This is a genomic window from Peribacillus sp. NPDC101480 (genome assembly GCF_050277335.1).
Classification (GTDB): domain Bacteria; phylum Bacillota; class Bacilli; order Bacillales; family DSM-1321; genus Peribacillus.
Window position 1 is genome coordinate 431,911 of record NZ_JBNNSB010000001.1, and the last position, 22,579, is coordinate 454,489.

The following is a 22,579-nucleotide window of genomic DNA, read 5'->3' on the forward strand; positions in this document are numbered from 1 at the left end:
CGGGATTTAATTCGCCCGTTGATGCATTAATTCGACCTACACGGGATTTAATTCGCCCGTTGATGCATTAATTCGACCTACACGGGATTTAATTCGCCCGTTGATGCATTAATTCGACCTACACGGGATTTAATTCGACCGTTTGAAGCATTAATTCGACCTACATGGCATTTAATTCGCCCGTTGATGCATTAATTCGACCTACACGGGATTTAATTCGACCGTTGAAGCATTAATTCGACCTACATGGGATTTAATTCGACCGTTGGGGCATAAATTCGACCCTTAATTCGACCGTTGAAGCATTAATTCGACCTACATGGGATTTAATTCGACCGTTGGGGCATAAATTCGACCCTTAATTCGACCGTTGGGGCATAAATTCGACCCTTAATTCGATCGTTGAAGCATTAATTCGACCTACATGGCATTTAATTCGACCTACACGGGATTTAATTCGACCGTTGATGCATTAATTCGACCTACATGGCATTTAATTCGACCGTTGAAGCATTAATTCAACCTACATGGCATTTAATTCGACCTACACGGGATTTAATTCGACCGTTGATGCATTAATTCGACCTACACGTAACTTAATTCAACCGTTCACGAATTTTTTTAACCTTCACCTCACTATTCGGAATTTGGGCATTTATTTTAGGGTATACGCATGAAACCCGCTCGCTTTCCGCCGATAAACTAAAGGGCCCACCTTATATATAATGGGGGCCTTCTTTGTGTTATTTGACCTGATACTTTTTCAAGCGGTATTGAAGACTTTGGCGGCTAATATTCAGGGCCTTGGCTGCTTTGGAGATATTCATCCCATGTTCTTTTAAAATCTTCTCCAAGTATTGCTTTTCAGTATGGGCGATATAATCATCAAGAGATAAGGTCGACTCCTGTAAATCTCCATTTTCATGATTTTCTTTTTTATCGGGACGAATGTCTTCCAAATGGGCTTTCTTCCTAAATAGAGCCGGAAGGTGGGTGATGGCAATCTTTGTATCGCCAGGTTCCATTAAATTCATGGCCCCCTCAATGATATGTTCAAGTTCCCTTACGTTCCCGGGCCAGTCGTAATCATAAAAAAGCGAGTAGACATCTTCGCTGATTCCTTCTATATTCAATTCGAACAGCGCATTGAATTTCTCGATGAAGGATTGCGCCAGCAGAGGAATATCCTCTTTCCGTTCACGAAGAGGCGGGATGAATAACGAAACGACACTTAATCGGTAGTATAAATCCTTTCGTAAATGATCATTTGCAATGGCATCTATCGGATCTTCATTTATCGTTGCAATGACCCTAACGTCAATTTTTTTATCCTTTGTATCCCCAACACGGCGAATCGTCCTTTCTTGAAGGGCTCGTAATAATTTTGCTTGCATGTTCGGATTTAATGAGTTGATTTCATCGAGCAGGATGGTACCGCCCTGTGCCTGTTCGAATAATCCAGGCCTTTCAATCGATCCGGTGAAGGCGCCTTTCTTTGTTCCGAAGAGTATTCCTTCAATTAGACTATCTGGCAGGGCAGCACAGTTTTGGCTGATGAAAGGATGTGTCGAACGGCTGCTGCCATTATGGATGCTTTGGGCGAAGAGCTCTTTTCCTGTGCCCGTTTCTCCGACGACGAGGATGGAGGATGCCGTTCTGGTCGAGCGCTTGCTCTTTTCTATGACTTCCAGGAAATTTTCACTCGTTCCGATGATGCTGTCAAACGTATATTTGGTATCGCCCTTATTTAAGATATTATCTTTAATGATTCTTTCCAGATTCGTTATATCCTTTGCCACTTCAATTGCTCCGATGATATTTTGCTTTTGATCCAAAATCGGAAACGTATTATTGATTGTTGTAATTTCCTGACCAAGATTATTGAAGTAGGTCTGCTTCGAGTTCTCGGTTGTCTTACCCGAATGAAGTGCCCTTATTAATGTACTCTCCGTTTCTTCCTTGAATTTAAAGATTTCGTGAATCTTCTTCCCTAACACTTCTTCTGAATCCATTCCTTCTATTTCTGCCATTTTCTTGTTATATACAATGGTCCGCCCTTTTATATCGATTATATGTATCCCTGTATCGATTACATCCACAAGCGAATAGAGGATGGATTGGAAACCATCTATTTTAATGATTTGATCTAAATTCATGAATGCCTCCCGTTTTTCTTCTTTTCTTAGAGCTATTGTAGAGGAATTGAAGTAAAGGCGCAAATAAAATTTGCACAGCAAGATAATTTTGCATCGAAGTGCAAAAATATTTTGCGGAAAAAGTGAAAAAACACTGTTTTTTATGGTTTTTATAGTTGGCATGAATCTTGCATTAATAAAAAGTGTAAGGTTTAAGCGACATAAATAGGGATTAGAGCAAAAAAAGATGGCATACTATGTCAATTTTGCCCCAAAAGTGCTGAATTTCATTGCATATCTAATGAAATATCATTATTTTTTCAAAAAAATGAAAAGTTGGCACGGAACTTGCTTGTTAAGTAAGGGTGAAGAAAAAAACATAAAATTTTAGGGAGATGAGCTATAATGGTCCAAACATATAAACACGAACCATTTACTAATTTTAAAATCGAAGAAAACAATAAAGCTTTTCAAGCGGCATTGAATGATGTAGCTAATGATTTAGGGAAGAAATATCCGTTGATCATTAATGGTGAAAAAGTGTTTACTGATGAAGTCATTACCTCTGTAAACCCAGCAAATAAAGAAGAAGTTATTGGAACCGTATCCAAAGCGAATAAGGATCTTGCTGAGCAAGCTATGCAAGCGGCAGATAAGACATTCCAAACTTGGAGAAAAACGAAAGCGGAAGTGCGTGCAAATATTTTATTCAGGGCTGCAGCCATCGTACGGAGAAGAAAACACTATTTCTCGGCTCTATTGGTGAAAGAAGCAGGAAAGCCTTGGAATGAAGCGGATGCGGATACAGCGGAAGCGATCGACTTCATGGAATACTATGCACGTCAAATGCTGAAGCTTAAAGACGGCATGCCAGTGGAAAGCCGTCCGATTGAACACAATGCTTTCAATTATATTCCGCTTGGTGTCGGTGTCATCATCTCACCTTGGAACTTCCCGTTTGCGATCATGGCAGGCATGACGACGGCAGCTCTTGTTTCAGGAAATACGGTCTTATTGAAACCGGCCAGTACAACACCGGTCATTGCAGCTAAATTCATCGAAGTGCTGGAAGAAGCGGGCATGCCTGCAGGAGTTGTGAACTTCATTCCAGGAAGCGGTGCTGAAGTTGGAGATTATTTGGTAGATCATCCTCGTACACGTTTCATCAGCTTTACTGGATCTCGTGATGTTGGAATCCGTATTTATGAGCGTGCGGCAAAAGTTCATGAAGGCCAAATTTGGTTAAAACGTGTCATCGCTGAAATGGGCGGTAAAGATACGATCGTTGTTGATAAAGAGGCTGATCTGGAATTGGCGGCACAATCAATTGTCGCTTCTGCATTCGGATTCTCCGGTCAAAAATGTTCTGCTTGTTCACGTGCCGTAATAGTGGAAGATGTATATGACCAAGTCTTGAATCGTGCCATTGAATTAACGAAAGAAAAAACAGTCGGGGAACCAACAGATCTAAACAATTTCATGGGTCCGGTTATCGATCAAGCAGCTTACGACAAAGTCATGAGCTACGTTGAAATCGGTAAAGAAGAAGGGAAAATTGTTACAGGGGGAGAAGGAGACAATTCAAAAGGTTTCTTCATCCAGCCAACTATCATTGCCGATGTGGATGAGAACGCACGTGTCATGAAAGAAGAGATTTTTGGACCAGTGGTTGCATTCTGTAAGGCAAAAGATTTCAATCATGCAATCGAGATTGCCAATAACACGGATTATGGATTAACGGGTGCGGTCATCTCGAACAACATTGAACATATCGAACAAGCGCGTGAGGATTTCCACGTAGGTAACTTGTACTTCAATCGCGGCTGTACTGGTGCAATTGTAGGATACCAGCCATTTGGCGGATTCAATATGTCAGGTACAGATTCAAAAGCGGGCGGTCCTGATTATTTAGTTCTTCATCTTCAAGGAAAAACAACTTCTGAAACGCTATAAATCTTAGGGGGAATCAACATGACAACATTAACGGAAAAATTAATCGAGCAAACAGAACAATATGGTGCAAACAATTATAATCCACTTCCAATCGTCATTTCGAAAGCAGAAGGAGTTTGGGTTGAAGATCCTGAAGGCAACAAATATATGGATATGCTTAGTGCCTATTCAGCAGTGAACCAAGGCCACAGGCATCCGAAAATCATCGACGAATTAAAAAAACAAGCTGATCGCGTAACATTAACGTCCCGTGCATTCCATAGTGATAAATTAGGACCATGGTATGAAATGGTTTCGCGCATTACGCAAAAAGACATGGCACTGCCTATGAATACAGGTGCTGAAGCTGTTGAAACTGCAATCAAAGCTGTTAGACGCTGGGGTTATGATGTTAAGGGAATCGCAGAAAACCAAGCTGAAATCATTGCATGTATCGGGAATTTCCACGGCCGGACGATGGCAGCAGTGTCCTTGTCATCCGATGATGAATATAGAAGGGGCTTTGGACCGATGCTGCCAGGAATCAAGCTTATCCCTTACGGCGACCTTGATGCATTGAAAGAAGCGATTACACCGCAAACGGCTGGATTTTTAATCGAACCGATTCAAGGTGAAGCGGGAATCATCATACCGCCACAAGGATTCTTGAAAGAAGCTTACGACTTATGTAAAGAAAATAATGTCCTATTCGTTTCTGATGAAATTCAGTCAGGACTTGGACGTTCAGGAAAAATGTTCGCCTCTGACTGGGATGGAGTAGTTCCGGATATGTACATTTTAGGTAAAGCGCTGGGCGGCGGGGTTTTCCCAATCTCTTGCGTAGCTGCAAACCGTGAAATCCTTGGCGTATTCAATCCTGGTTCCCATGGTTCTACATTCGGCGGCAATCCATTGGCATGTGCGGTTTCCATCGCTTCATTGGAAGTCCTTGAAGAAGAGAAGCTTGCTGAACGTTCATTGGAGCTTGGACAATACTTTATGGATAGTTTAAAAGAAATCAAGAATCCAATGATTAAAGATATCCGCGGCAGAGGCTTATTCATCGGAGTCGAATTAACGGAAGCAGCAAGACCTTATTGTGAGCAGCTTAAAGAAGAAAAATTGCTATGTAAAGAAACACATGATACAGTTATCCGTTTTGCTCCGCCATTAGTGATTACAAAAGAAGACTTGGATTGGGCAATCGAACGCATTAAAAAAGTTTTATCCTAATATACCTATGAGGTGAATTCAATTGAGTACAACAGTCAAAGAAGAAAAAGAAACTGCCAGTTTGCTTGATTCAACACAGGTCGTAATCAAGGAGGCGCTGGATAAGCTTGGCTATTCTGAAGAAGTGTTCGAGCTTTTGAAGGAACCTCTTCGGATGCTGACCGTCCGGATTCCAATCAAGATGGATGACAATTCGACGAAGATTTTCACTGGATACCGTGCACAGCACAACGATGCTGTAGGTCCGACGAAAGGCGGAATCCGTTTTCATCCTGAAGTCGATGAGGAAGAAGTCAAGGCACTTTCAATGTGGATGAGTTTGAAATGCGGAATCGTGAATCTGCCATATGGCGGAGGAAAAGGCGGCATCATCTGTGATCCGCGCCAAATGTCCATCGGTGAATTGGAAAGGCTTAGCCGTGGATACGTTCGGGCAATCAGCCAAATAGTGGGGCCGACTAAAGATATTCCGGCCCCGGATGTTTATACGAATTCACAAATCATGGCATGGATGATGGACGAATACAGTAGAATAAGAGAACACGATTCGCCTGGTTTCATTACAGGCAAGCCACTGGTACTGGGCGGTTCACACGGTAGGGAAAAGGCGACGGCACAAGGTGTCACCATCTGTATCGAGGAAGCGGCAAAGCGTAAGGGCATAGAATTGAAAGGTGCACGCATCATCGTCCAAGGGTTTGGGAACGCAGGAAGCTTTTTGGCCAAATTCATGCATGATGCTGGTGCGAAAGTGATTGGCATATCGGACGCATATGGTGCCATCTATAAACCGGATGGTCTGGATATCGATTACTTACTTGATAAAAGGGATAGCTTTGGAACGGTAACGACACTATTCGATAATACAATCACCAACCAGGAGCTTCTGGAACAAGATTGTGATATTTTAGTGCCTGCTGCCATTTCCAATCAAATCACCAAAGAAAATGCACATCTTATCAAAGCCCAAATTGTTGTGGAAGCAGCTAATGGACCTACCACTTTGGAGGCAACCAAGATCTTGACGGAACGCAATGTGCTTCTCGTACCTGATGTATTGGCAAGCTCAGGCGGTGTGACAGTTTCTTACTTTGAATGGGTTCAAAATAATCAAGGTTATTATTGGGAAGATGCAGAAGTCCAAACCAAATTAAAAGAGTTATTGGTCAATTCATTTAATCAAGTATATGAAATGTCCGAGACAAGAAAAGTGGATATGAGGCTGGCAGCGTATATGGTGGGTGTCAGAAAAATGGCAGAAGCCTCGATATTCCGTGGCTGGGTATAAGCTAGCCAAATAATGGAGAGTGGAGGAGTGATTCCGTGTTAAAACCGATTCATACCATCGAGTGTGCTCAGGATGGGACCGTCGAACAAGTTTACGTTCAAAAGAATTCCTATGTTTATGAATGGGAGAGGCTCTTTTTAGTGAAAACGGAGGATGGGAAATTGATTGATGTTTCAATAGGTGCCAGTGGTCACATTACTGAAATTAATGTTTCGGCAGGGGATCCTATAAATAGAAAGCTTCCTTTAGCTTTGCTCCAAGACGATTTTGTTATAACTGGCTCTGATTGATTATAGGAAAGAGGGTGTTCCAAAGGCGGAAGTGATTTCTGCTTTGGGGTGCTCTTTTTTTTGTTGTGATGATTTATATGGTGATGACAAAGCCAGGAAAAAGTTTGAAAAGAAAAAACGATGGGGGCTGAGGACTTTTCGGCTTTCCGACAAAAGGCACCTAGCAATTATTTCTTGATAGGAGCTGGGAATAAGGAAAAGGGAATAACCTACCCCCACCATCATCCGCGTTTTACTTTTGACGAAGATGCCATAGAGTATGGTGTTAACATTTTTATACACGTTGTTCGAATGATTTTAGGATAGAATTAAATGAGTGGCCCGGTCTATCTGGGAGAAGGAAAAAGGAACTAGAAAGTACATTATCCAAAATCTATGAAAGCACCTTCGCTGACCGTACACTTAATTGGGTATGGTTACGCGAAGGTTTTTTCAAATGGAAGGAATTAAATGGTTTATGGCACTGAATGATTGATGGCATATTGTCATATTCGCTTTCATAAACTGTTACAAGCCAATAGCCAAGGCGAGAAAGGAGTTGTTCATGGTTGCTCGAAACCGATTCAACAGCTTTTCTTTATCTGTGTGTGCTTTCTAGGAAATTAAGCCCACAGCTAGAAATATTATGTTAGAATACAACATGGGATTTAAACATCAAAAAAATAGTGGTTTTTCTTTATTCGACCAGATTTTACAATTAAATGGTGAATATTCAGAATTCCGCTGTTTAAAAAAGGGGAGTTAAATAGGAGTATGAGAATCTCAGAATTAAAAAGGAACGCCCTTCAGTCGTTGGGAGGTAAATGGGGAGTAACTGTATCGCTGATGTTGCTTCTGTTCTTGATCAACATCATTTTACCTTTAATTGTCGAAGTGATAGGAAGCGGTGGGTTTTCACAATGGCTCATGCAGGAAGAAACACCGATATGGTCTGATATCTTCAGTCTCGTCTTTTCCATTGCCTTAATCCCGCTTACCATTTCAACCACTTGGTTCTACCTGAATTTGGTTAGGGAAGGAAACCCTGATATTCCAGAAGTATTTGCTATCTATAAAGAAGGAAAAACCTCTTTCAAGCTTATTGGGGCATCCATCTTACAAGGTATTTTCATTTTTTTATGGTCATTATTATTAATCATTCCGGGTATCATCAAAGGCATCGCCTATTCGCAGGTGTTTTTCTTATTGAAGGATCATCCTGAATACACGGTGCTTGAAAGCATTACAGAAAGCAGAAAAAGGATGAAGGGCTTGAAATGGAAGTATTTCCTTATGCACCTAAGCTTCATCGGATGGGGCATCCTTAGCATGTTCACGCTGGGAATTGGTTTACTATGGTTGATTCCTTATGCAGGAACAACAATGGCTGCATTTTATAATGAATTAATTGTGCCACAAGATGACGATCAACAATTAGAGGTATAAAAGATCAACCGATAGCAACTGGCTATCGGTTTTTTTATTCCCGATTCCCCTTAAAAAGGTTAAATTGTTCATTTTGCCTGGTGTATAATAGAATATTGAGAATGCCATTTAGGGGGATTACATAGTGAGTGGGTATAATATTGCGGATATGGTATACCAATTGTTTTGTCTTGTATTTCTAATCCTGATCATCGTGGGAACCGTATCTCTTTTCCGTTCAATCAAGCACCGTAAAACAAGACTGGATATCATGGAAAAGAAGATGGATGATTTGCATGAACTGATTAAAAGGGGCAAAAATTGACGGCTACAGTGCAGCCGTTCAGACTGTAGACAAACTCGAAGAAAAGCGAGTCTGCCTGCAGTTTTTTTCTTTTAAAAATTTCCAGCTTGATTTCAGAAATCCGCTACCTTTCCGCCGATTGCCTGCCAAAGCCTCCTCACCGCAACCGGCTGTGGGGTCTCGGCCATCCCAGTTATTCGGCAGGAGTGTCACAAATTCACTTAAATCCAGTGAGGGATTAACTAACCTGACGGCTGCATTGTGCAGCCGTTTTTCCATGCAGTGGATTCATTCAGAATCAAACTCGGGTATTATAAAAATAATTTATACTGAAATAACTTAGTGAAAGGACTTTCACCGAATATGAAAATGAGGATTGGATTTTAAGCTTCAATTGAGAGACATAAAAAAATAGAAAAAGAAAGGGAATTGTAAAAAATAAGCAGTTTTACATAGGGTTGTTGGGATTGTGGGGCAAATTTCATGTAAGGCTGCTGGTATGGAAGATGCATGGTTTGTTGCGGGGTTTTACCCTATAATGGAATAGATGTGTATTTAAGGATATGGTGAAAAAGTCTATCAGGAATGCTCGACCCTTTAACAAATCGACTGAGATGGTAATGCTGAACATTCGATCCTTTTGTTAGGTAACTTTTAAGAAGTGGGAGGAGTCGGTATCATGAAAGAAGTTATTGCAGTAAAAGAAATTACTAGGTTTAAAACACGGACGGAGGAATTCAGTCCGTACGCTTGGTGTAAACGGATGTTAGAAAATGACCCGGTGAGTTATCACGAAGGAACGGATACGTGGAATGTTTTTAAATATGAAGATGTGAAGCGGGTTCTCAGTGATTATAAACATTTTTCAAGTGTGCGTAAACGGACTACCATATCGGTTGGAACGGATAGTGAGGAAGGTTCTGTGCCTGATAAAATCAAAATTACTGAGGCGGATCCACCTGAGCATAGAAAACGCCGTTCACTGTTGGCCGCAGCATTCACACCTAGAAGTCTTCAAAACTGGGAACCTCGCATTCAGGAAATTACGGATGAGTTGATTGGACAAATGGATGAGGAAACGGAAATCGATATTGTACAATCATTGGCGAGTCCGCTTCCGATCATTGTCATGTCGGATTTGATGGGCGTTCCCTCGAAAGATCGTTTATTGTTTAAGAAATGGGTGGATACCTTATTTCTTCCTTTTGATAGAGAAAAACAAGAAGAAGTAGATAAATTGAAGCAAGTGGCCGCAAAAGAATACTATCAGTATTTGTATCCGATTGTTGTGCAAAAACGATTGAACCCGGCGGATGATATCATCTCAGATCTATTGAAGTCAGAAGTGGATGGGGAAATGTTTACGGATGATGAGGTTGTCCGGACGACCATGCTGATTTTAGGGGCAGGGGTAGAGACAACTAGTCATTTACTGGCCAATAGCTTTTATTCCCTGCTATATGATGACAAGGAAGTTTATCAAGAGTTACATGAAAACCTGGATTTAGTTCCGCAGGCGGTCGAAGAAATGCTCCGATTCCGATTCAATCTTATTAAATTGGATCGAACCGTAAAGGAAGATAACGATCTATTGGGAGTGGAATTGAAAGAAGGGGATAACGTGGTTGTTTGGATGAGTGCAGCTAATATGGATGAAGAGATGTTTGAAGACCCCTTCACCCTTAATATCCACCGCCCTAATAATAAGAAGCATCTCACCTTCGGAAATGGCCCGCATTTCTGCCTGGGAGCGCCGCTAGCCAGGCTGGAAGCGAAGATTGCGCTTACTGCCTTCCTGAAGAAATTCAAGCATATTGAAGCAGTGCCATCGTTCCAGTTAGAAGAGAATCTTACCGATTCAGCGACCGGGCAAACTTTGACATCATTACCGCTTAAGGCAAGCCGCATTTAAAAAACGAAAAACCTTGTGCCCTAACCTGCATAAGGTTTTTTTCTTTTTGCATGTTGAATGGCACCCTTTAAATCGAGTTGATGTTCCTGTAGTCGTCGGGAAATCTTATAGTAACCTGAAGTTGAGGTGACAATGACGAATGGAGTAGTATGATAAAGTAGTAAATTTTGTGCCCAGGCAAATTCCTGAATTCGGTTGGCGGGCGATTACACTCACCATGCAATGTAGAAGATATGATAAAATGGAAATTTGCATATGAATCGGTTTTAAATAAGTGAAAGGATGTTATTATGAAATTAAAGCAGCAATTAACCATTGCCTTTATAGTAAGTGTACTTTCTTTAATCGGGTTCAGTTTCATGGCATTTACCATAAGTGCAAATGAATACCTGAAATTTGATGAAGATGTGATTTCCTTGGTGCAGGGATGGGAGTCTCCACTTCTCACGGACATCATGAAGTTCTTTACCTACATAGGTTCAACCGTTTCCCTGATCATCCTTTCCTTGGTCATTTTGTTTTTCCTATATAGGGTTTTGAAGCATCGTTTGGAACTAGTCTTATTCACTGCAGTCATGGTGGGTTCACCTCTTCTCAATTTGATGGTTAAGCTATTCTTTCAACGCGCCCGGCCCGATTTACATCGACTCATCGAAATTGGGGGGTACAGTTTCCCAAGTGGACATGCCATGAATGCATTTTCTTTATACGGTATTCTTACATTTTTGCTATGGCGTCACATTACGGCTAGGTGGGCAAGGATTCTATTGATTCTGATCAGCATGATCATGATTCTCTCGATAGGTATTAGCCGAATATATTTGGGGGTCCATTATCCTAGTGATATCATTGCCGGGTATTTGGCGGGCGGTTGTTGGATTGCGATTTCCATCTGGTTTTTCCAAAGGTATCAAGACCGGAGGAAGAACAAAGATCGTTAATAAAGGGAGCAAGGTTATTGCAAGATAAGCAGCCGGCAGGTAACATGCCAGCTGTTGATTCAAGAAAGTTAGGAGCGTATTAAATGGAAAACTGGATTACGGAATTCATGAATGATTTTGGGTATATGGGAATCTTTCTATTAATAGCATTGGAGAATATTTTCCCGCCGATCCCGTCTGAGGTCATTCTTACTTTTGGCGGTTTCATGACGACAACAGCGGATATGACGATTATGGGTGTCGTGATCGCTGCGACTATTGGGTCAGTGGCAGGGGCAGTCGTCCTTTATGGAATTGGTTTACTTCTTGATGTGAAGGTCATTGAAAAGTTCGTGGAAAGATGGGGCCATATTTTTCGGTTAACGGTGTCGGACGTCCATAAGGCGAATTCTTGGTTTGACAAGTATGGGGCATGGACCGTGTTTTTCTGTAGATTGGTTCCGCTAATCAGAAGTTTGATCTCGATTCCAGCAGGGATGTCCCATATGAGCTTTTGGCTCTTCCTGCTTTACACAACATCCGGAACATTAATTTGGAACATCATCTTGGTGAATATCGGGGCAGCAGTTGGCTCTTCGTGGGAAGATATTGTAGGGTACATGGACATTTATTCAAACATCGTATATGCGATACTGGCCTTGCTATTGATTGCTTTCGTTGTTTTGATTTTTAGAAGGAATAAAGGCAAAGTATAATTTCAGTTTAGTTGATTGGGCCGTTATCATCGGCACTTCATTCCCAAACCGAATATGACCATCAAAGGCTGTCATTGCGACAGCCTTTTTTGTATGGAAGGAAGTAGGCTGAACCAGAATAAAGGGGGAGTGCTTTGGACAAAATGAGTGAAACGAAAAAGGAATGAGGTTCGGTGCTATGGCTTCTTTTTTCAAACAAAAGAGACAAGTGAAGCAACGTGAAAAGAAAAAGGAAGATGAAAGTCAATCCAAAAGCAAAACGCCTGATTATATTGAAAGTTCCCTTTCGGCCAATCTGGAAATCGTGAAGAAAAAGACGGGAAAAAGTCCCGACATCATTATCCGAACGCTGAAAATCGGGCAAAATCCGGAGATTAAAACAACTATTTTGTATGTGCAGGGTCTGATTGATAATCCAAGCGTTACGGACTTTTTAATTGAATCAATCATGAAAAATCCTCATCTATCAGAAAAAATACTTCCACAAGAAGCGTTGGATGTAATCTCTGAGGACGTGGTTTCCCTCGGTGGTGTAGAAACGGTCACGGACTGGGAAAAACTATTTTTATCCTTATTATCAGGGGACAGCATCATTTTTGTTGATGGTATCAACATAGCCCTTGTTGCCAGTACAAAAGGGGGAGAGCGGCGCTCGATTCAGGAACCAAGCACGCATTTGACTGTCCGGGGATCAAGGGAAGGGTTTACGGAATCGATTGGAACGAACATTGCCATGTTACGCCGGATCATCAATACCCCGGATTTATGGATAGAGTCGATGAAAATAGGCACGGTGACAAAAACGGACGTTTCCATCATGTATATAAATGGAATTGTTAAAGAAGGGATCGTCGAGGAGGTCAAGAAGCGCTTAAATCGAATTAACATCGATAGCATTCTTGAATCAGGATATATTGAACAATTGATAGAAGACCAGGTCATGACCCCATTCCCAACCCTTAACCATACAGAAAGACCGGATATGGTCGCAGGAAACCTTCTGGAAGGAAGAGTGGCGATATTCGTTAATGGAACGCCTTTTGTCCTGGTGGCACCGGCAATATTCGTACAGTTTTTCCAATCTGTCGAAGACTACTATAATCGCTTCGACATTGCTTCAGCCACACGTTTTTTACGGATCATCGTTTTCATCATCTCGATAGTCGGGCCGGCTGTCTATGTTGCAGCCACGACTTTTCATCAGGAAATGATTCCAACGAAGTTGCTGGTCATTGTAGCGGCCCAAAGGGAAACGGTTCCTTTGCCTGCCGTCGTTGAAGCGCTTCTTATGGAAATGACCTTTGAAATATTACGGGAAGCAAGTCTTCGGATGCCAAAGGCCGTTGGTTCGACGATGTCCATTGTCGGAGCATTGGTCATCGGGCAGGCGGCTGTCCAGGCTGGTATCGTATCGCCGGCAATGGTCATCATCGTCTCGATCACGGCGATTGCCAGTTTCGCAACCCCTTCTTATTCCATAGCGATTTCTGCACGCATTGTGCGGTTCGGATTCATTATTTGTGCCGGCACTTTAGGCTTTTATGGGATGATTTTAGCCTTTATCGTCCTTATTGTCCATTTATGCAGCCTGCGTTCACTTGGAGTTCCTTATATGACACCGCTCGCCCCTCTGAATCCGGAAGGGTTGGGTGACACATTCTTCAGAAGACCCATGTGGGCATTTAAGGAAAGGCCAAAATTTTTAACCAACGAAAATAATCTGATAAGGGAAGGCGAGAATCAAAGACCATTGCCTCCTGAATCGCGCGGAATGAAAACTTCTGACGGGAAAAAAGGTGAAGGCAATGAATCGTAAAAGATTAGTTCCGCTCTTGATGATGTTAATCGCCACCACATTCACCACAGGCTGTTGGGATAAAACAGAGTTAAACGAAATGGCCATCGTCTCGGCGGTCGGACTCGATAGAAATAAAGAAGGAAAGTTAGTGGGAACGTTCCAAATCATCAATCCAAGCAATGTAGCGGGAGCTCTTCAGGGCGGCGGCGGGACAAATCCACCGATATCCATTTATAGGGCCACCGGAAATAATGTGCTTGACCTGGATAGCATCGCTTCAACGAAAATCTCCCGAGATATGTATTTTGCTCATGCCAACCTGGTTGTCATCGGTGAGGAACTAGCAAAAGAGGAGGGCCTCAACGATATTTTCGATGCGTTTGAGCGCTCACCGGAATTCAGGGCAACTACGAGGATCGTGATTGCCCGGGGTGTGAAAGCAAGGGATATTGTAGAAACGTTAACTGCAATCGATAAGGTATCTGCTGAAAAAGTCATTAGGACGATTGAAACCACTGAAAAAACCCAGGGGAAAAGTATTAGCATCAATCTCCAAGAAACGATCAAGAATCTGCTTAGTACCGGAAAAGAACCGATAATAAGCGGTTTTACCGTGAAAGGAAACACGGGTAAGGAAAATAAAATGGAGAATACTATGTCCTCGGATATTGAGGCAAACCCTACTGCAGCAGGGATAGGTGTTTTTAAAGATGGAAAATTGATTGACTGGCTGGATGGTGATAAGGCAACAGGATCAATGTGGGTATTGGATAGGATCGAAAATACCTATTTAAACCTTGATTGGGAGGGTAAAAAAGACGCAATCACCTATTCAGTTATTCGGCAAAAAACCAACGTCGGGGTAAAATTGGTAAACGGCAAACCGAAAATATCGATAAAGGTCCGTGCAGAGGGAGATGTCCGGGAGGTGAATGTTCCTTTGAATCTAACCGATATGCATGTTCTGATAGATATTGAAAAGAAGTTAGCGAAAGAATTGAAGAAGGAGATGGAAGGTGCGATCGTTCGGGCACAAAAAAATAAATCCGATATTTTTGGCTTTGGGGAGCTCATGCACGAATCCCATCCGAAAGAATGGAAGAAACTAGAGAAAAACTGGGACGACGATACTTTTCCTAAACTGGAAGTTGATGTGCAGGTAGAAACTTTCATTCGCCGTACCGGATTACGTAATAAGCCATTTCTTTCAAATTTAAAAAAGAAAGATCAATAATGGAAAGGAAGTGGCATTCTCATGGAAAAGGCAAAAATCAGCGGTTACCAGCTGTTCGTCCTTATTTTCATGTTTGAAATGGGCAGTGCACTTTTGGTTCCGCTTGCCGGTGAAGCCAAGCAGGCTGCTTGGCTAGTCATCCTTATTGCGATGACAGGCGGATTTTTATTATTTTTCGTTTATTATGGCCTTTTTCAATACTACCCTGAGCAGCTGTTAACAGAGTTTGTAAAACATATATTGGGAAATTTTCTAGGCAGGATCGTAGCTTTTCTATACATCCTTTATTTGATCTATCTTGCTGCAAGGTGTCTGAGGGATTTCGGAGATACACTCCTTACTTTTGCCTATCCTCATATTCCGTTATTTGTTGCGAACGCAGCATTCATTTTAGTCGTGGTGTATACGGTCCGTAAAGGGATAGAAGTATTGGCGAGGACGGGGGAACTATTCTTTGTCTTGGAGAATTTACTTTTAATGACCTTCATGCTTCTGATTATTGCTTCAGGCATGATCCATTTAAACAACTTAAAACCCATTTTTGAAATGGGCGGGACAGAGATGGTGAAAATGGGCTTCACTAAAACCGTATTTTTTCCATTTGGCGAGATCATAGTGTTTTTAATGATTTTTCCTTATTTGAACGAACCTCAGCGACTGAAAAAAATTGGGATAGGGAGCTTGGCGACAAGCGGTATTTTTCTCGCGGTCATAATGGCTGTGAATGTTGCTGTACTTGGTGTGGACCTTACGACACGTTCGCAATACCCTCTTCTTACCCTCATACAGTCCATAGAGGTCGCTGGCTTTCTTGAACGTCTCGATGTGTACTTCTTGTTTTTGTTGTTGATTGGCGGGTTCATCAAGATAAGTGTATTAACTTATGTAGCGGTAACGGGTACGGCGAATGTTTTCAATGTTAAACAGCCCTCCAGACTTGCATACCCTGTTGGCATCGTCATTTTATTGATTTCGATCATTATGTCAAGCAGCTATACGGAACATATCTATGAAGGGCTAGATGTCGTACCAAATTACATCCATCTGCCATTTCAGGTGATCATCCCGTTAGTTCTCTTGATCATTGCCTTTTTTAAGAATCGGAAAAAAAGGAAAGGCCAGCAACAAAATAAGTTCCAAGGCGGAGTTGATCAAAAATGAAATTCTTCGGTATTACGCTTTTGCTTCTGACCCCTTTAGTGGTCATATCTTTAGGTATGGATATTCTATTGGGATTTGATTTGGATAATTCAATCAAGCATGCCTTTAACCCATTTTTGGTGAAGGACCCCGCTGAACTTATCCTTTTTTACATTCTTCTTGCATTCCTTGTATTCAGCTTCTTTTATCGAAAAAAAAAGAAAAAGAACCAGGTCAAAGGACAACAATGAAGTTGCAATTCCCGTTGCTGAAAAATTGAGATGAACTCCGAATAGGGGAGTTTGTCTTTTTGCTTTTTTCCACCCTGTAAACCCATTTCATAGTATGATGATAAAATGAGATATTTTCAGCGGAATGTAAAATCACTCAACAAAAAACCCCCGGGAGGAGGACGGCAATTTGGATATCAAATTAAATCAAAAAATCATAAAAGACATGTGCGGGGCCGTCTCCTTCAAAAGAGGGGAAGCTTTTCATCGTGCCAATAAAGTGACATTTGAAAGCTATCGTCATGATGGCTGTGAAGCATCGGTTAGAGGCAAGGAAGACTTCCATGTCACGATTGAAGTGGATGCAGTCGGCGGATTTCAGACGAAATGCAGCTGTCCTGTGCTAGCTTCCTTCCCTAGGGATTGCCAGCATATTGCAGCTGTCCTGCTGTCGGTATACGACCATCAGCGAGATGGAACGATTCCTGAAGGCCTGCATGCAGCCGGTTCTGATGCTACAGCCCATGAGAAGTTGTCAGAGGGCTTGCTGACCCTTTTCAATAATCAGCCTGTACGCAAAAGCGGTCATCAGCGCCATTTTGAAAAAAGAAAGATGCTTGAAGCGGAATTTACGTGTAAACCAGTATGGATGGGCATGGACCAATATATGTTAGGACTGGAAATGAAAATCGGTTCTCTCAATGTGTCGAATGTCCGGGATTTCCTGAAGCGAGTTAAAGAAGGAAAGCCTGCCCAAGTGTCCCCTTCATTTATATATGACCCGGTGCTGCATTGTTTTCAAAATGAAAATGATTCCGTGCTTCAGGAGCTCATTACAGTGATATCGGATGAAAAAGTCTACGTGGACGCCCTGACGGATATATCTGAATATACATTGGACGATCACTTATTACTTTTGCCTCCATCTTCTTTCCGAAGGCTTGTCCCCATCCTTGAAGAGGCGCCAATGGTGAAGCTTGCCTATGGCGGCCTTACATTCAATGGCTTTCGTGTAACAAACGGACCGCTTCCTTTACAGTTTGACTTTACCGAAAGCGAGGTCAAAGGTTATCACCTGAATATTAAAAGGCTGCACGAGATGATCGTCATGAATGCATACACATTGGTCCTATTTGAGGGGAAATTGGTTCAGCTTGAAGATGGGGATTTCCAACGCCTTTCAGAGTTGAAGCAAATGATGGAGGATTCGGGGATGAATCAAATTCCAATCCATCATGACCAGCTGGAATTATTCCTGGACAAAGTGGTACCAGGTTTGAGAAGACTTGGTGAAGTCCATATAGCAAGATCCATCACCGAATTGTTTTTGAAGACACCGCTGGTTGCAAAGCTATACTTGGATCGAGTGAAAAACAGGCTGCTTGCCGGGCTGGAATTCCATTATGAAAATATCGTGATCAACCCTTTGGAAAAACAGGAATCCAAGGTCATAAGGGATGTTGAGAAAGAGGCGGAGATAATAAAGCTGATGGAGGATAGCCAGTTTGCCAAGACGGACGGCGGCTATTTCTTGCATAACGAAGAGTTGGAGTATGAGTTCTTGTACCACATCGTTCCTAAACTCCAGAAGCTGGTACAAGTCTATGCCACGACCGCTGTAAGAAACCGAATTTCCCGTGGAAATGCTGCACCGCGCATTAGGGTGAAAATTAAAAAAGAGCGTACTAATTGGCTCGAATTCAAATTTGAAATGGATAATATCCCAGATAAACAAATACGTGAGGTCTTAGCAGCGCTTGAAGAAAAAAGGAAATACTATCGTTTAAGGAATGGATCGCTGCTTTCCCTTGAAACAAGGGAATACGAGGAAATCAATCGTTTTCTGAATGCACTGCCCGTACAGGATGAAGACCTGGAAAGCACACTGAACATGCCAATCATAAAAGGGCTCCAGCTCCTTGACTCCGTTCAAGACAGCCAGACATTCACGATGGAAGAATCATTCCGGCAGTTTTTGGATAACATCAGGAATCCGGGCGCCTTGGAGTTCAAGGTGCCAAATAGTCTGGACCCGATTTTGCGCGAGTATCAAAAAAACGGCTACAAATGGATGAAAATCCTTGCACAATACGGTTTTGGCGGGATTCTTGCTGATGATATGGGTTTGGGAAAAACACTGCAAAGCATCACGTTCATTTTATCCGAGCTACCTGACATCCGTAAGAAAAGGGTTCCGGCGCTTATTGTCTGCCCATCATCATTGACCTACAATTGGCTTAGTGAATTCACTAAATTCGCTCCTGATATACAAGCCGTCGTCGTGGATGGAGACAAGGCGGAAAGGTCGAAGCTGCTTAAAGAAATGAAGGACGTGGATGTAGTGATCACCTCTTATCCATTGCTTCGGAAAGACATCAAGTCGTTTGAAAAAGAGGACTTCCATACGGTGTTTTTCGATGAGGCACAGGCCTTTAAGAACCCGGTGACACAAACGGCACGAGCGGCCAAGAAGATAAAAGCGGCACATCGCTTCGCGTTGACTGGTACGCCTATCGAGAATTCACTAGAAGAGCTCTGGTCCCTTTTCCACGTCGTATTCCCTGAACTATTCATGGGGTTAAAGGAGTATAGCAATCTCTCAAGGAAGCAGATTTCCCGCAGGATCCGCCCATTTTTGCTGCGGAGAATGAAAGAGGACGTGCTGGGTGAACTTCCGGAAAAAATCGAGTCGCTGGAATCGATGGAACTGCTTCCTGATCAGAAGAAACTGTACGGGGCCTATCTGGCGAAGCTGCGGCATGATACGCTGAAACACCTGGATAAGGACACCCTCCGGAAAAATCGGATCAGGATCCTCGCTGGCTTGACCCGGCTTAGGCAAATATGCTGTCACCCCGCGTTGTTTGTGGACGGATATAAAGGCAGTTCAGCTAAATATGAGCAACTGATGCAAATTATCGAAGAATCGAAGCATTCTGGAAGACGGGTGCTGATTTTCTCGCAATTTACAAAAATGCTTCAAATTATCGGCAGGGATTTGGCCATGAAGGGACAACCTTTTTTCTACCTGGATGGACAAACCCCATCAAAGGAACGTGTGGAAATTTGCAATCGATTTAATGCAGGAGAGCGGGATATATTCCTCATTTCATTGAAAGCGGGAGGTACGGGTCTCAACTTGACAGGTGCCGATACAGTCATTCTATATGACCTTTGGTGGAATCCGGCAGTTGAAGAACAAGCCGCGGACCGTGCCCATCGAATGGGACAGAAGAATGCTGTTCAAGTCATCAAACTTATTGCCCGTGGCACAATCGAAGAAAAAATGAATGAACTTCAAGAGAAAAAGAGACACCTTATTGAAGAAATCATCGACCCTGGAGACAAATCGTCGTCTGCACTTACAGAAGAGGATATCAGGGAAATCTTGATGATATAAGGGAACAGCTGAAGGTAATCTTATTAATGAATCGAATAGTTCAGTTATGGAGCATTCCTTTGTAAATGAGGAGTGCTTCTTTTATTTTTAAAAGAAAAGGATATTACGGTAACAATAATAATATAATAAAAAACAACAATGTTTTATTGTAAAACGATAAAAATTGTGTTAAATTCAAATTGATAAAAAATAAATGAGGTGCTTTTTATGAAACAAGTGTCAACGATCTTTTTGAAGATAGCCGTTATTCTTATTGGAATGCCGATTCTTGCTTTGTGCATCTTTGTGGTGCCTGAGATTGCGAATTTTGCAGCAGAATTATATCCGGATATGCCTTATTTGAAATATCTCGTTTTAATCGATTTGTATGCTTCGGCGATACCTTTTTACTTCGCTCTATATCAAGCCTTTAAACTTTTAAGCTATATTGACAAGAACAAAGCTTTCTCGGAATTATCTGTAAGAGCTTTAAAGACAATAAAAAATTGTGCAATCACAATCAGCAGCTTGTATGTGGTAGGAATGCCGCTCTTTTATCTCATTGCGGAGATGGACGACGCCCCAGGCATCATAGTAATCGGATTGGTCATCATTTTTGCTTCAATGGTGATTGCAGTCTTTGCTGCTGTTCTTCAAAGGCTTTTGCAAGAGGCCATCGATATAAAATCAGAAAATGACTTAATAGTCTGAGGTGAATAAAATGGCAATTATAATCAATATTGATGTAATGCTGGCTAAAAGGAAAATGAGTGTTACAGAACTTTCTGAGAGGGTTGGAATAACGATGGCTAACCTTTCCATATTGAAAAACGGCAAGGCAAAAGCGATTCGATTATCAACTTTAGAGGCGATTTGCAAGGCGTTAGAATGTCAGCCCGGAGATATTTTAGAATACCGTAATGATGAAGACACCCAAGGATAATGGTAAAGGGGAGTAAAACATGAATTTTTTAACCATTAAAAAAGAGGAAACACCAATCATGCGAGCACTAAAACAACTCGTTCGGTTTGGCTGGGAGCAGGCCCTGTCATGTTTGTTTCCTGCAGCTATTTGTGCTTCTTTGGCTATTACAAAATTCATTCCGCTTCCCTTCCTGCCGCGGTATGACTGGCTGCTCATCATCTGCCTTCTGATGCAGTGGTGGATGCTGCGTTCCGGGCTTGAAACACGGGATGAACTAAAGGTTATCACATTGTTCCACCTTATTGGACTTGCTCTTGAACTTTTCAAGGTACATATGGGCTCCTGGACTTATCCAGAGGAAGGTATTTTTAAGATCTTTGGAGTGCCTCTGTATAGCGGATTCATGTACGCAAGTGTAGCGAGTTATCTTTGCCAGGCGTGGAGGAGGTTAAAGGTTGAACTTGTCAAGTGGCCGCCGTTTTTGGTCGTTGTATCTCTTGCAGCTGCGATTTATTTGAATTTTTTCACCCACCATTATTGGATTGATGTTCGTTGGTGGTTATCTGGACTTGTCATCATCGTCTTTTGGCGGTCATGGGTCACATACGAGGTTGGTGGAACTCTATATCGTATGCCAATCGCGCTTTCTTTTGTGCTCATCGGATTTTTTATATGGATAGCCGAAAATATCGCAACGTTCTTTGGGGCATGGGAATATCCAAACCAAACCGATGCATGGAGTCTTGTTCATCTAGGAAAGGTAAGCTCATGGCTCTTATTAGTAATTGTTAGCTTTCTTATAGTAGCGACGCTAAAGCAGGTTAAAGGGAAAGATTCCACTAAGATGGATGCTAATCATTTTTTATAAAATGGCTTCACACAAGAAACTAAATAAGTAAGGACGACACATTAATTCGATATATCAAAATTGTGTCGTCTTTGTTTTTCTATGCTTTTATATACCAGATAACATAATGGTAATGCGGTGTCATATTCCGAATTTCTATAGACAAAAGAAAATCACCTTCACTCATTCTTATGAAACAAGTTTTAATCCCACTGCTGCGCCAAGGACCATGGCTATAAAAACGACTCTTCGCCAATCTTTGGATTCCCCATATAATAGCATCCCGATTATCGCTCCGCCTGATGCGCCGATTCCTGTCCAGATAGCATAAGCAGTCCCCATCGGCAAGGTTTTCATGGCATAAGCAAGAAAAAGGAAACTTGCTCCAAATCCGATGAACAACAGCAGCAAGGATTGCCAATTACGGTCTTTGTGCAATTTATTTATCATCGCAACCCCAAACATTTCAAATAGCCCCGCTAAGATTAAAGAGACCCAAGCCATTATGATTCATCCCCTTTCTCTGCCTTATCATCAGTCACTAGCTTCAAGCCAATCACCCCTGATAATAAAAGGAGGATCAATAGCGTTTTGCTCAGCTTGAAGGATTCTCCAAAGAAAATGATTTCTGAAAAAACGGTACCGGCTGTCCCCATACCAACAAAAACGGCATATACCGTACCGACAGGAAGCTTCCTGCCAGCCATTATCATCAAGTAAAAACTGATGATGATCGAAATGACCGTTCCAGACCAAGTCCAAAAGTCATCTGCATGTTTTAAGCCAATCACCCAAAATACTTCAAAAAAAGCTGCAATGAATACTTTAATCCAGTTTGTGCTCATGAATACCGCACCTCCGATTTTATTCTTTACCAAAAAAAACAAAAAAA

The 22,579-nt window shown here is 42.0% G+C and carries 20 protein-coding genes and 1 pseudogene; 18 read left to right on the forward strand and 3 right to left on the reverse strand.

Features of this window, described 5'->3' with window-relative positions; all coding sequences use genetic code 11:
* Nucleotides 1-743 precede the first annotated feature (743 nt).
* A complete protein-coding gene (locus ACQKMF_RS02245) occupies nt 744-2,156 on the reverse strand; it encodes a sigma-54 interaction domain-containing protein (RefSeq protein WP_402939222.1) in 1,413 nt (470 codons plus the stop codon).
* Between the two features lie 384 nt (nt 2,157-2,540).
* Here ACQKMF_RS02245 and pruA point away from each other — a divergent pair, with 384 nt between their 5' ends.
* The 18 genes and pseudogenes from pruA (at nt 2,541) to ACQKMF_RS02335 (ending at nt 21,708) form a co-directional block, all read left to right on the forward strand.
* The gene (gene pruA / locus ACQKMF_RS02250; protein WP_101223092.1) at nt 2,541-4,088 is read left to right on the forward strand and encodes an L-glutamate gamma-semialdehyde dehydrogenase; all 1,548 of its coding nucleotides are present in this window, start codon (nt 2,541-2,543) and stop codon (nt 4,086-4,088) included.
* A gap of 18 nt (nt 4,089-4,106) precedes the next feature.
* Nucleotides 4,107-5,300: an ornithine--oxo-acid transaminase gene (locus ACQKMF_RS02255; RefSeq protein WP_034309472.1), complete on the forward strand. Its 1,194-nt coding sequence runs from the start codon at nt 4,107-4,109 to the stop codon at nt 5,298-5,300.
* 22 nt (nt 5,301-5,322) lie between these two features.
* Nucleotides 5,323-6,588 carry a Glu/Leu/Phe/Val family dehydrogenase gene (locus ACQKMF_RS02260; RefSeq protein WP_260358427.1) on the forward strand — a complete coding sequence of 422 codons (1,266 nt, stop codon included), beginning with the start codon at nt 5,323-5,325 and terminating at the stop codon, nt 6,586-6,588.
* A gap of 35 nt (nt 6,589-6,623) precedes the next feature.
* Nucleotides 6,624-6,878 (forward strand): hypothetical protein, encoded by a 255-nt coding sequence (locus ACQKMF_RS02265; protein ID WP_076364404.1) that lies wholly within the window; start codon nt 6,624-6,626, stop codon nt 6,876-6,878.
* Between the two features lie 117 nt (nt 6,879-6,995).
* Nucleotides 6,996-7,184, forward strand: a pseudogene (locus ACQKMF_RS02270) (M20/M25/M40 family metallo-hydrolase); the annotation flags it as partial.
* Between the two features lie 447 nt (nt 7,185-7,631).
* A complete protein-coding gene (locus ACQKMF_RS02275; RefSeq protein WP_101223087.1) occupies nt 7,632-8,303 on the forward strand; it encodes a DUF975 family protein in 672 nt (223 codons plus the stop codon).
* A 124-nt stretch (nt 8,304-8,427) separates the two neighbouring features.
* Complete coding sequence (locus tag ACQKMF_RS02280) at nt 8,428-8,607, forward strand: DUF4083 domain-containing protein (RefSeq protein ID WP_230176665.1); 180 nt, start codon at nt 8,428-8,430, stop codon at nt 8,605-8,607.
* Nucleotides 8,608-9,262: 655 nt separating this feature from the next.
* Entirely contained in the window at nt 9,263-10,498 is a 1,236-nt protein-coding gene (locus tag ACQKMF_RS02285; protein WP_427572403.1) for a cytochrome P450, read from the forward strand.
* Nucleotides 10,499-10,788: 290 nt separating this feature from the next.
* Nucleotides 10,789-11,439, forward strand: coding sequence for a phosphatase PAP2 family protein (locus ACQKMF_RS02290; protein WP_402939215.1), 651 nt, complete (start codon nt 10,789-10,791; stop codon nt 11,437-11,439).
* Between the two features lie 83 nt (nt 11,440-11,522).
* Complete coding sequence (locus ACQKMF_RS02295) at nt 11,523-12,134, forward strand: DedA family protein (protein WP_402939212.1); 612 nt, start codon at nt 11,523-11,525, stop codon at nt 12,132-12,134.
* Nucleotides 12,135-12,312: 178 nt separating this feature from the next.
* Nucleotides 12,313-13,950: a spore germination protein gene (locus tag ACQKMF_RS02300; protein ID WP_402939209.1), complete on the forward strand. Its 1,638-nt coding sequence runs from the start codon at nt 12,313-12,315 to the stop codon at nt 13,948-13,950.
* The gene (locus tag ACQKMF_RS02305) at nt 13,940-15,166 is read left to right on the forward strand and encodes a Ger(x)C family spore germination protein (RefSeq protein ID WP_402939206.1); all 1,227 of its coding nucleotides are present in this window, start codon (nt 13,940-13,942) and stop codon (nt 15,164-15,166) included. Before ACQKMF_RS02300 ends, ACQKMF_RS02305 begins: the two co-directional genes overlap by 11 nt.
* 21 nt (nt 15,167-15,187) lie before the next feature.
* A complete protein-coding gene (locus ACQKMF_RS02310; RefSeq protein ID WP_402939203.1) occupies nt 15,188-16,327 on the forward strand; it encodes a GerAB/ArcD/ProY family transporter in 1,140 nt (379 codons plus the stop codon).
* Complete coding sequence (locus ACQKMF_RS02315; protein ID WP_098186276.1) at nt 16,324-16,557, forward strand: hypothetical protein; 234 nt, start codon at nt 16,324-16,326, stop codon at nt 16,555-16,557. The genes ACQKMF_RS02310 and ACQKMF_RS02315 overlap by 4 nt, the downstream gene beginning before the upstream one ends.
* A 169-nt stretch (nt 16,558-16,726) precedes the next feature.
* A complete protein-coding gene (locus ACQKMF_RS02320; RefSeq protein WP_402939199.1) occupies nt 16,727-19,936 on the forward strand; it encodes an SNF2 helicase associated domain-containing protein in 3,210 nt (1,069 codons plus the stop codon).
* A gap of 207 nt (nt 19,937-20,143) precedes the next feature.
* Nucleotides 20,144-20,626 (forward strand): DUF2975 domain-containing protein, encoded by a 483-nt coding sequence (locus ACQKMF_RS02325; RefSeq protein WP_101223078.1) that lies wholly within the window; start codon nt 20,144-20,146, stop codon nt 20,624-20,626.
* 10 nt (nt 20,627-20,636) lie between these two features.
* Nucleotides 20,637-20,858: a helix-turn-helix domain-containing protein gene (locus ACQKMF_RS02330; RefSeq protein ID WP_101223077.1), complete on the forward strand. Its 222-nt coding sequence runs from the start codon at nt 20,637-20,639 to the stop codon at nt 20,856-20,858.
* Between the two features lie 58 nt (nt 20,859-20,916).
* Nucleotides 20,917-21,708 (forward strand): DUF817 domain-containing protein, encoded by a 792-nt coding sequence (locus ACQKMF_RS02335; RefSeq protein WP_402940140.1) that lies wholly within the window; start codon nt 20,917-20,919, stop codon nt 21,706-21,708.
* A 168-nt stretch (nt 21,709-21,876) separates the two neighbouring features.
* On the opposite strand, the gene ACQKMF_RS02340 is transcribed toward ACQKMF_RS02335, so the two are convergent.
* Together ACQKMF_RS02340 and ACQKMF_RS02345 are read right to left on the reverse strand one after the other, a co-directional pair.
* Complete coding sequence (locus tag ACQKMF_RS02340; protein WP_034309447.1) at nt 21,877-22,191, reverse strand: DMT family transporter; 315 nt, start codon at nt 22,189-22,191, stop codon at nt 21,877-21,879.
* Nucleotides 22,191-22,532, reverse strand: coding sequence for a DMT family transporter (locus ACQKMF_RS02345; RefSeq protein ID WP_063232562.1), 342 nt, complete (start codon nt 22,530-22,532; stop codon nt 22,191-22,193). The genes ACQKMF_RS02340 and ACQKMF_RS02345 overlap by 1 nt, the downstream gene beginning before the upstream one ends.
* Nucleotides 22,533-22,579 lie beyond the last annotated feature (47 nt).

Coding starts and splice junctions, on each gene's coding strand:
- ACQKMF_RS02245 (WP_402939222.1), bottom strand. CDS start 2,156: ATGAATTTAGATCAAATCATTAAAATAGATGGTTTCCAATCCATCCTC.
- pruA (WP_101223092.1), top strand. CDS start 2,541: ATGGTCCAAACATATAAACACGAACCATTTACTAATTTTAAAATCGAA.
- ACQKMF_RS02255 (WP_034309472.1), top strand. CDS start 4,107: ATGACAACATTAACGGAAAAATTAATCGAGCAAACAGAACAATATGGT.
- ACQKMF_RS02275 (WP_101223087.1), top strand. CDS start 7,632: ATGAGAATCTCAGAATTAAAAAGGAACGCCCTTCAGTCGTTGGGAGGT.
- ACQKMF_RS02290 (WP_402939215.1), top strand. CDS start 10,789: ATGAAATTAAAGCAGCAATTAACCATTGCCTTTATAGTAAGTGTACTT.
- ACQKMF_RS02295 (WP_402939212.1), top strand. CDS start 11,523: ATGGAAAACTGGATTACGGAATTCATGAATGATTTTGGGTATATGGGA.
- ACQKMF_RS02300 (WP_402939209.1), top strand. CDS start 12,313: ATGGCTTCTTTTTTCAAACAAAAGAGACAAGTGAAGCAACGTGAAAAG.
- ACQKMF_RS02305 (WP_402939206.1), top strand. CDS start 13,940: ATGAATCGTAAAAGATTAGTTCCGCTCTTGATGATGTTAATCGCCACC.
- ACQKMF_RS02310 (WP_402939203.1), top strand. CDS start 15,188: ATGGAAAAGGCAAAAATCAGCGGTTACCAGCTGTTCGTCCTTATTTTC.
- ACQKMF_RS02315 (WP_098186276.1), top strand. CDS start 16,324: ATGAAATTCTTCGGTATTACGCTTTTGCTTCTGACCCCTTTAGTGGTC.
- ACQKMF_RS02325 (WP_101223078.1), top strand. CDS start 20,144: ATGAAACAAGTGTCAACGATCTTTTTGAAGATAGCCGTTATTCTTATT.
- ACQKMF_RS02330 (WP_101223077.1), top strand. CDS start 20,637: ATGGCAATTATAATCAATATTGATGTAATGCTGGCTAAAAGGAAAATG.
- ACQKMF_RS02335 (WP_402940140.1), top strand. CDS start 20,917: ATGCGAGCACTAAAACAACTCGTTCGGTTTGGCTGGGAGCAGGCCCTG.
- ACQKMF_RS02340 (WP_034309447.1), bottom strand. CDS start 22,191: ATGGCTTGGGTCTCTTTAATCTTAGCGGGGCTATTTGAAATGTTTGGG.
- ACQKMF_RS02345 (WP_063232562.1), bottom strand. CDS start 22,532: ATGAGCACAAACTGGATTAAAGTATTCATTGCAGCTTTTTTTGAAGTA.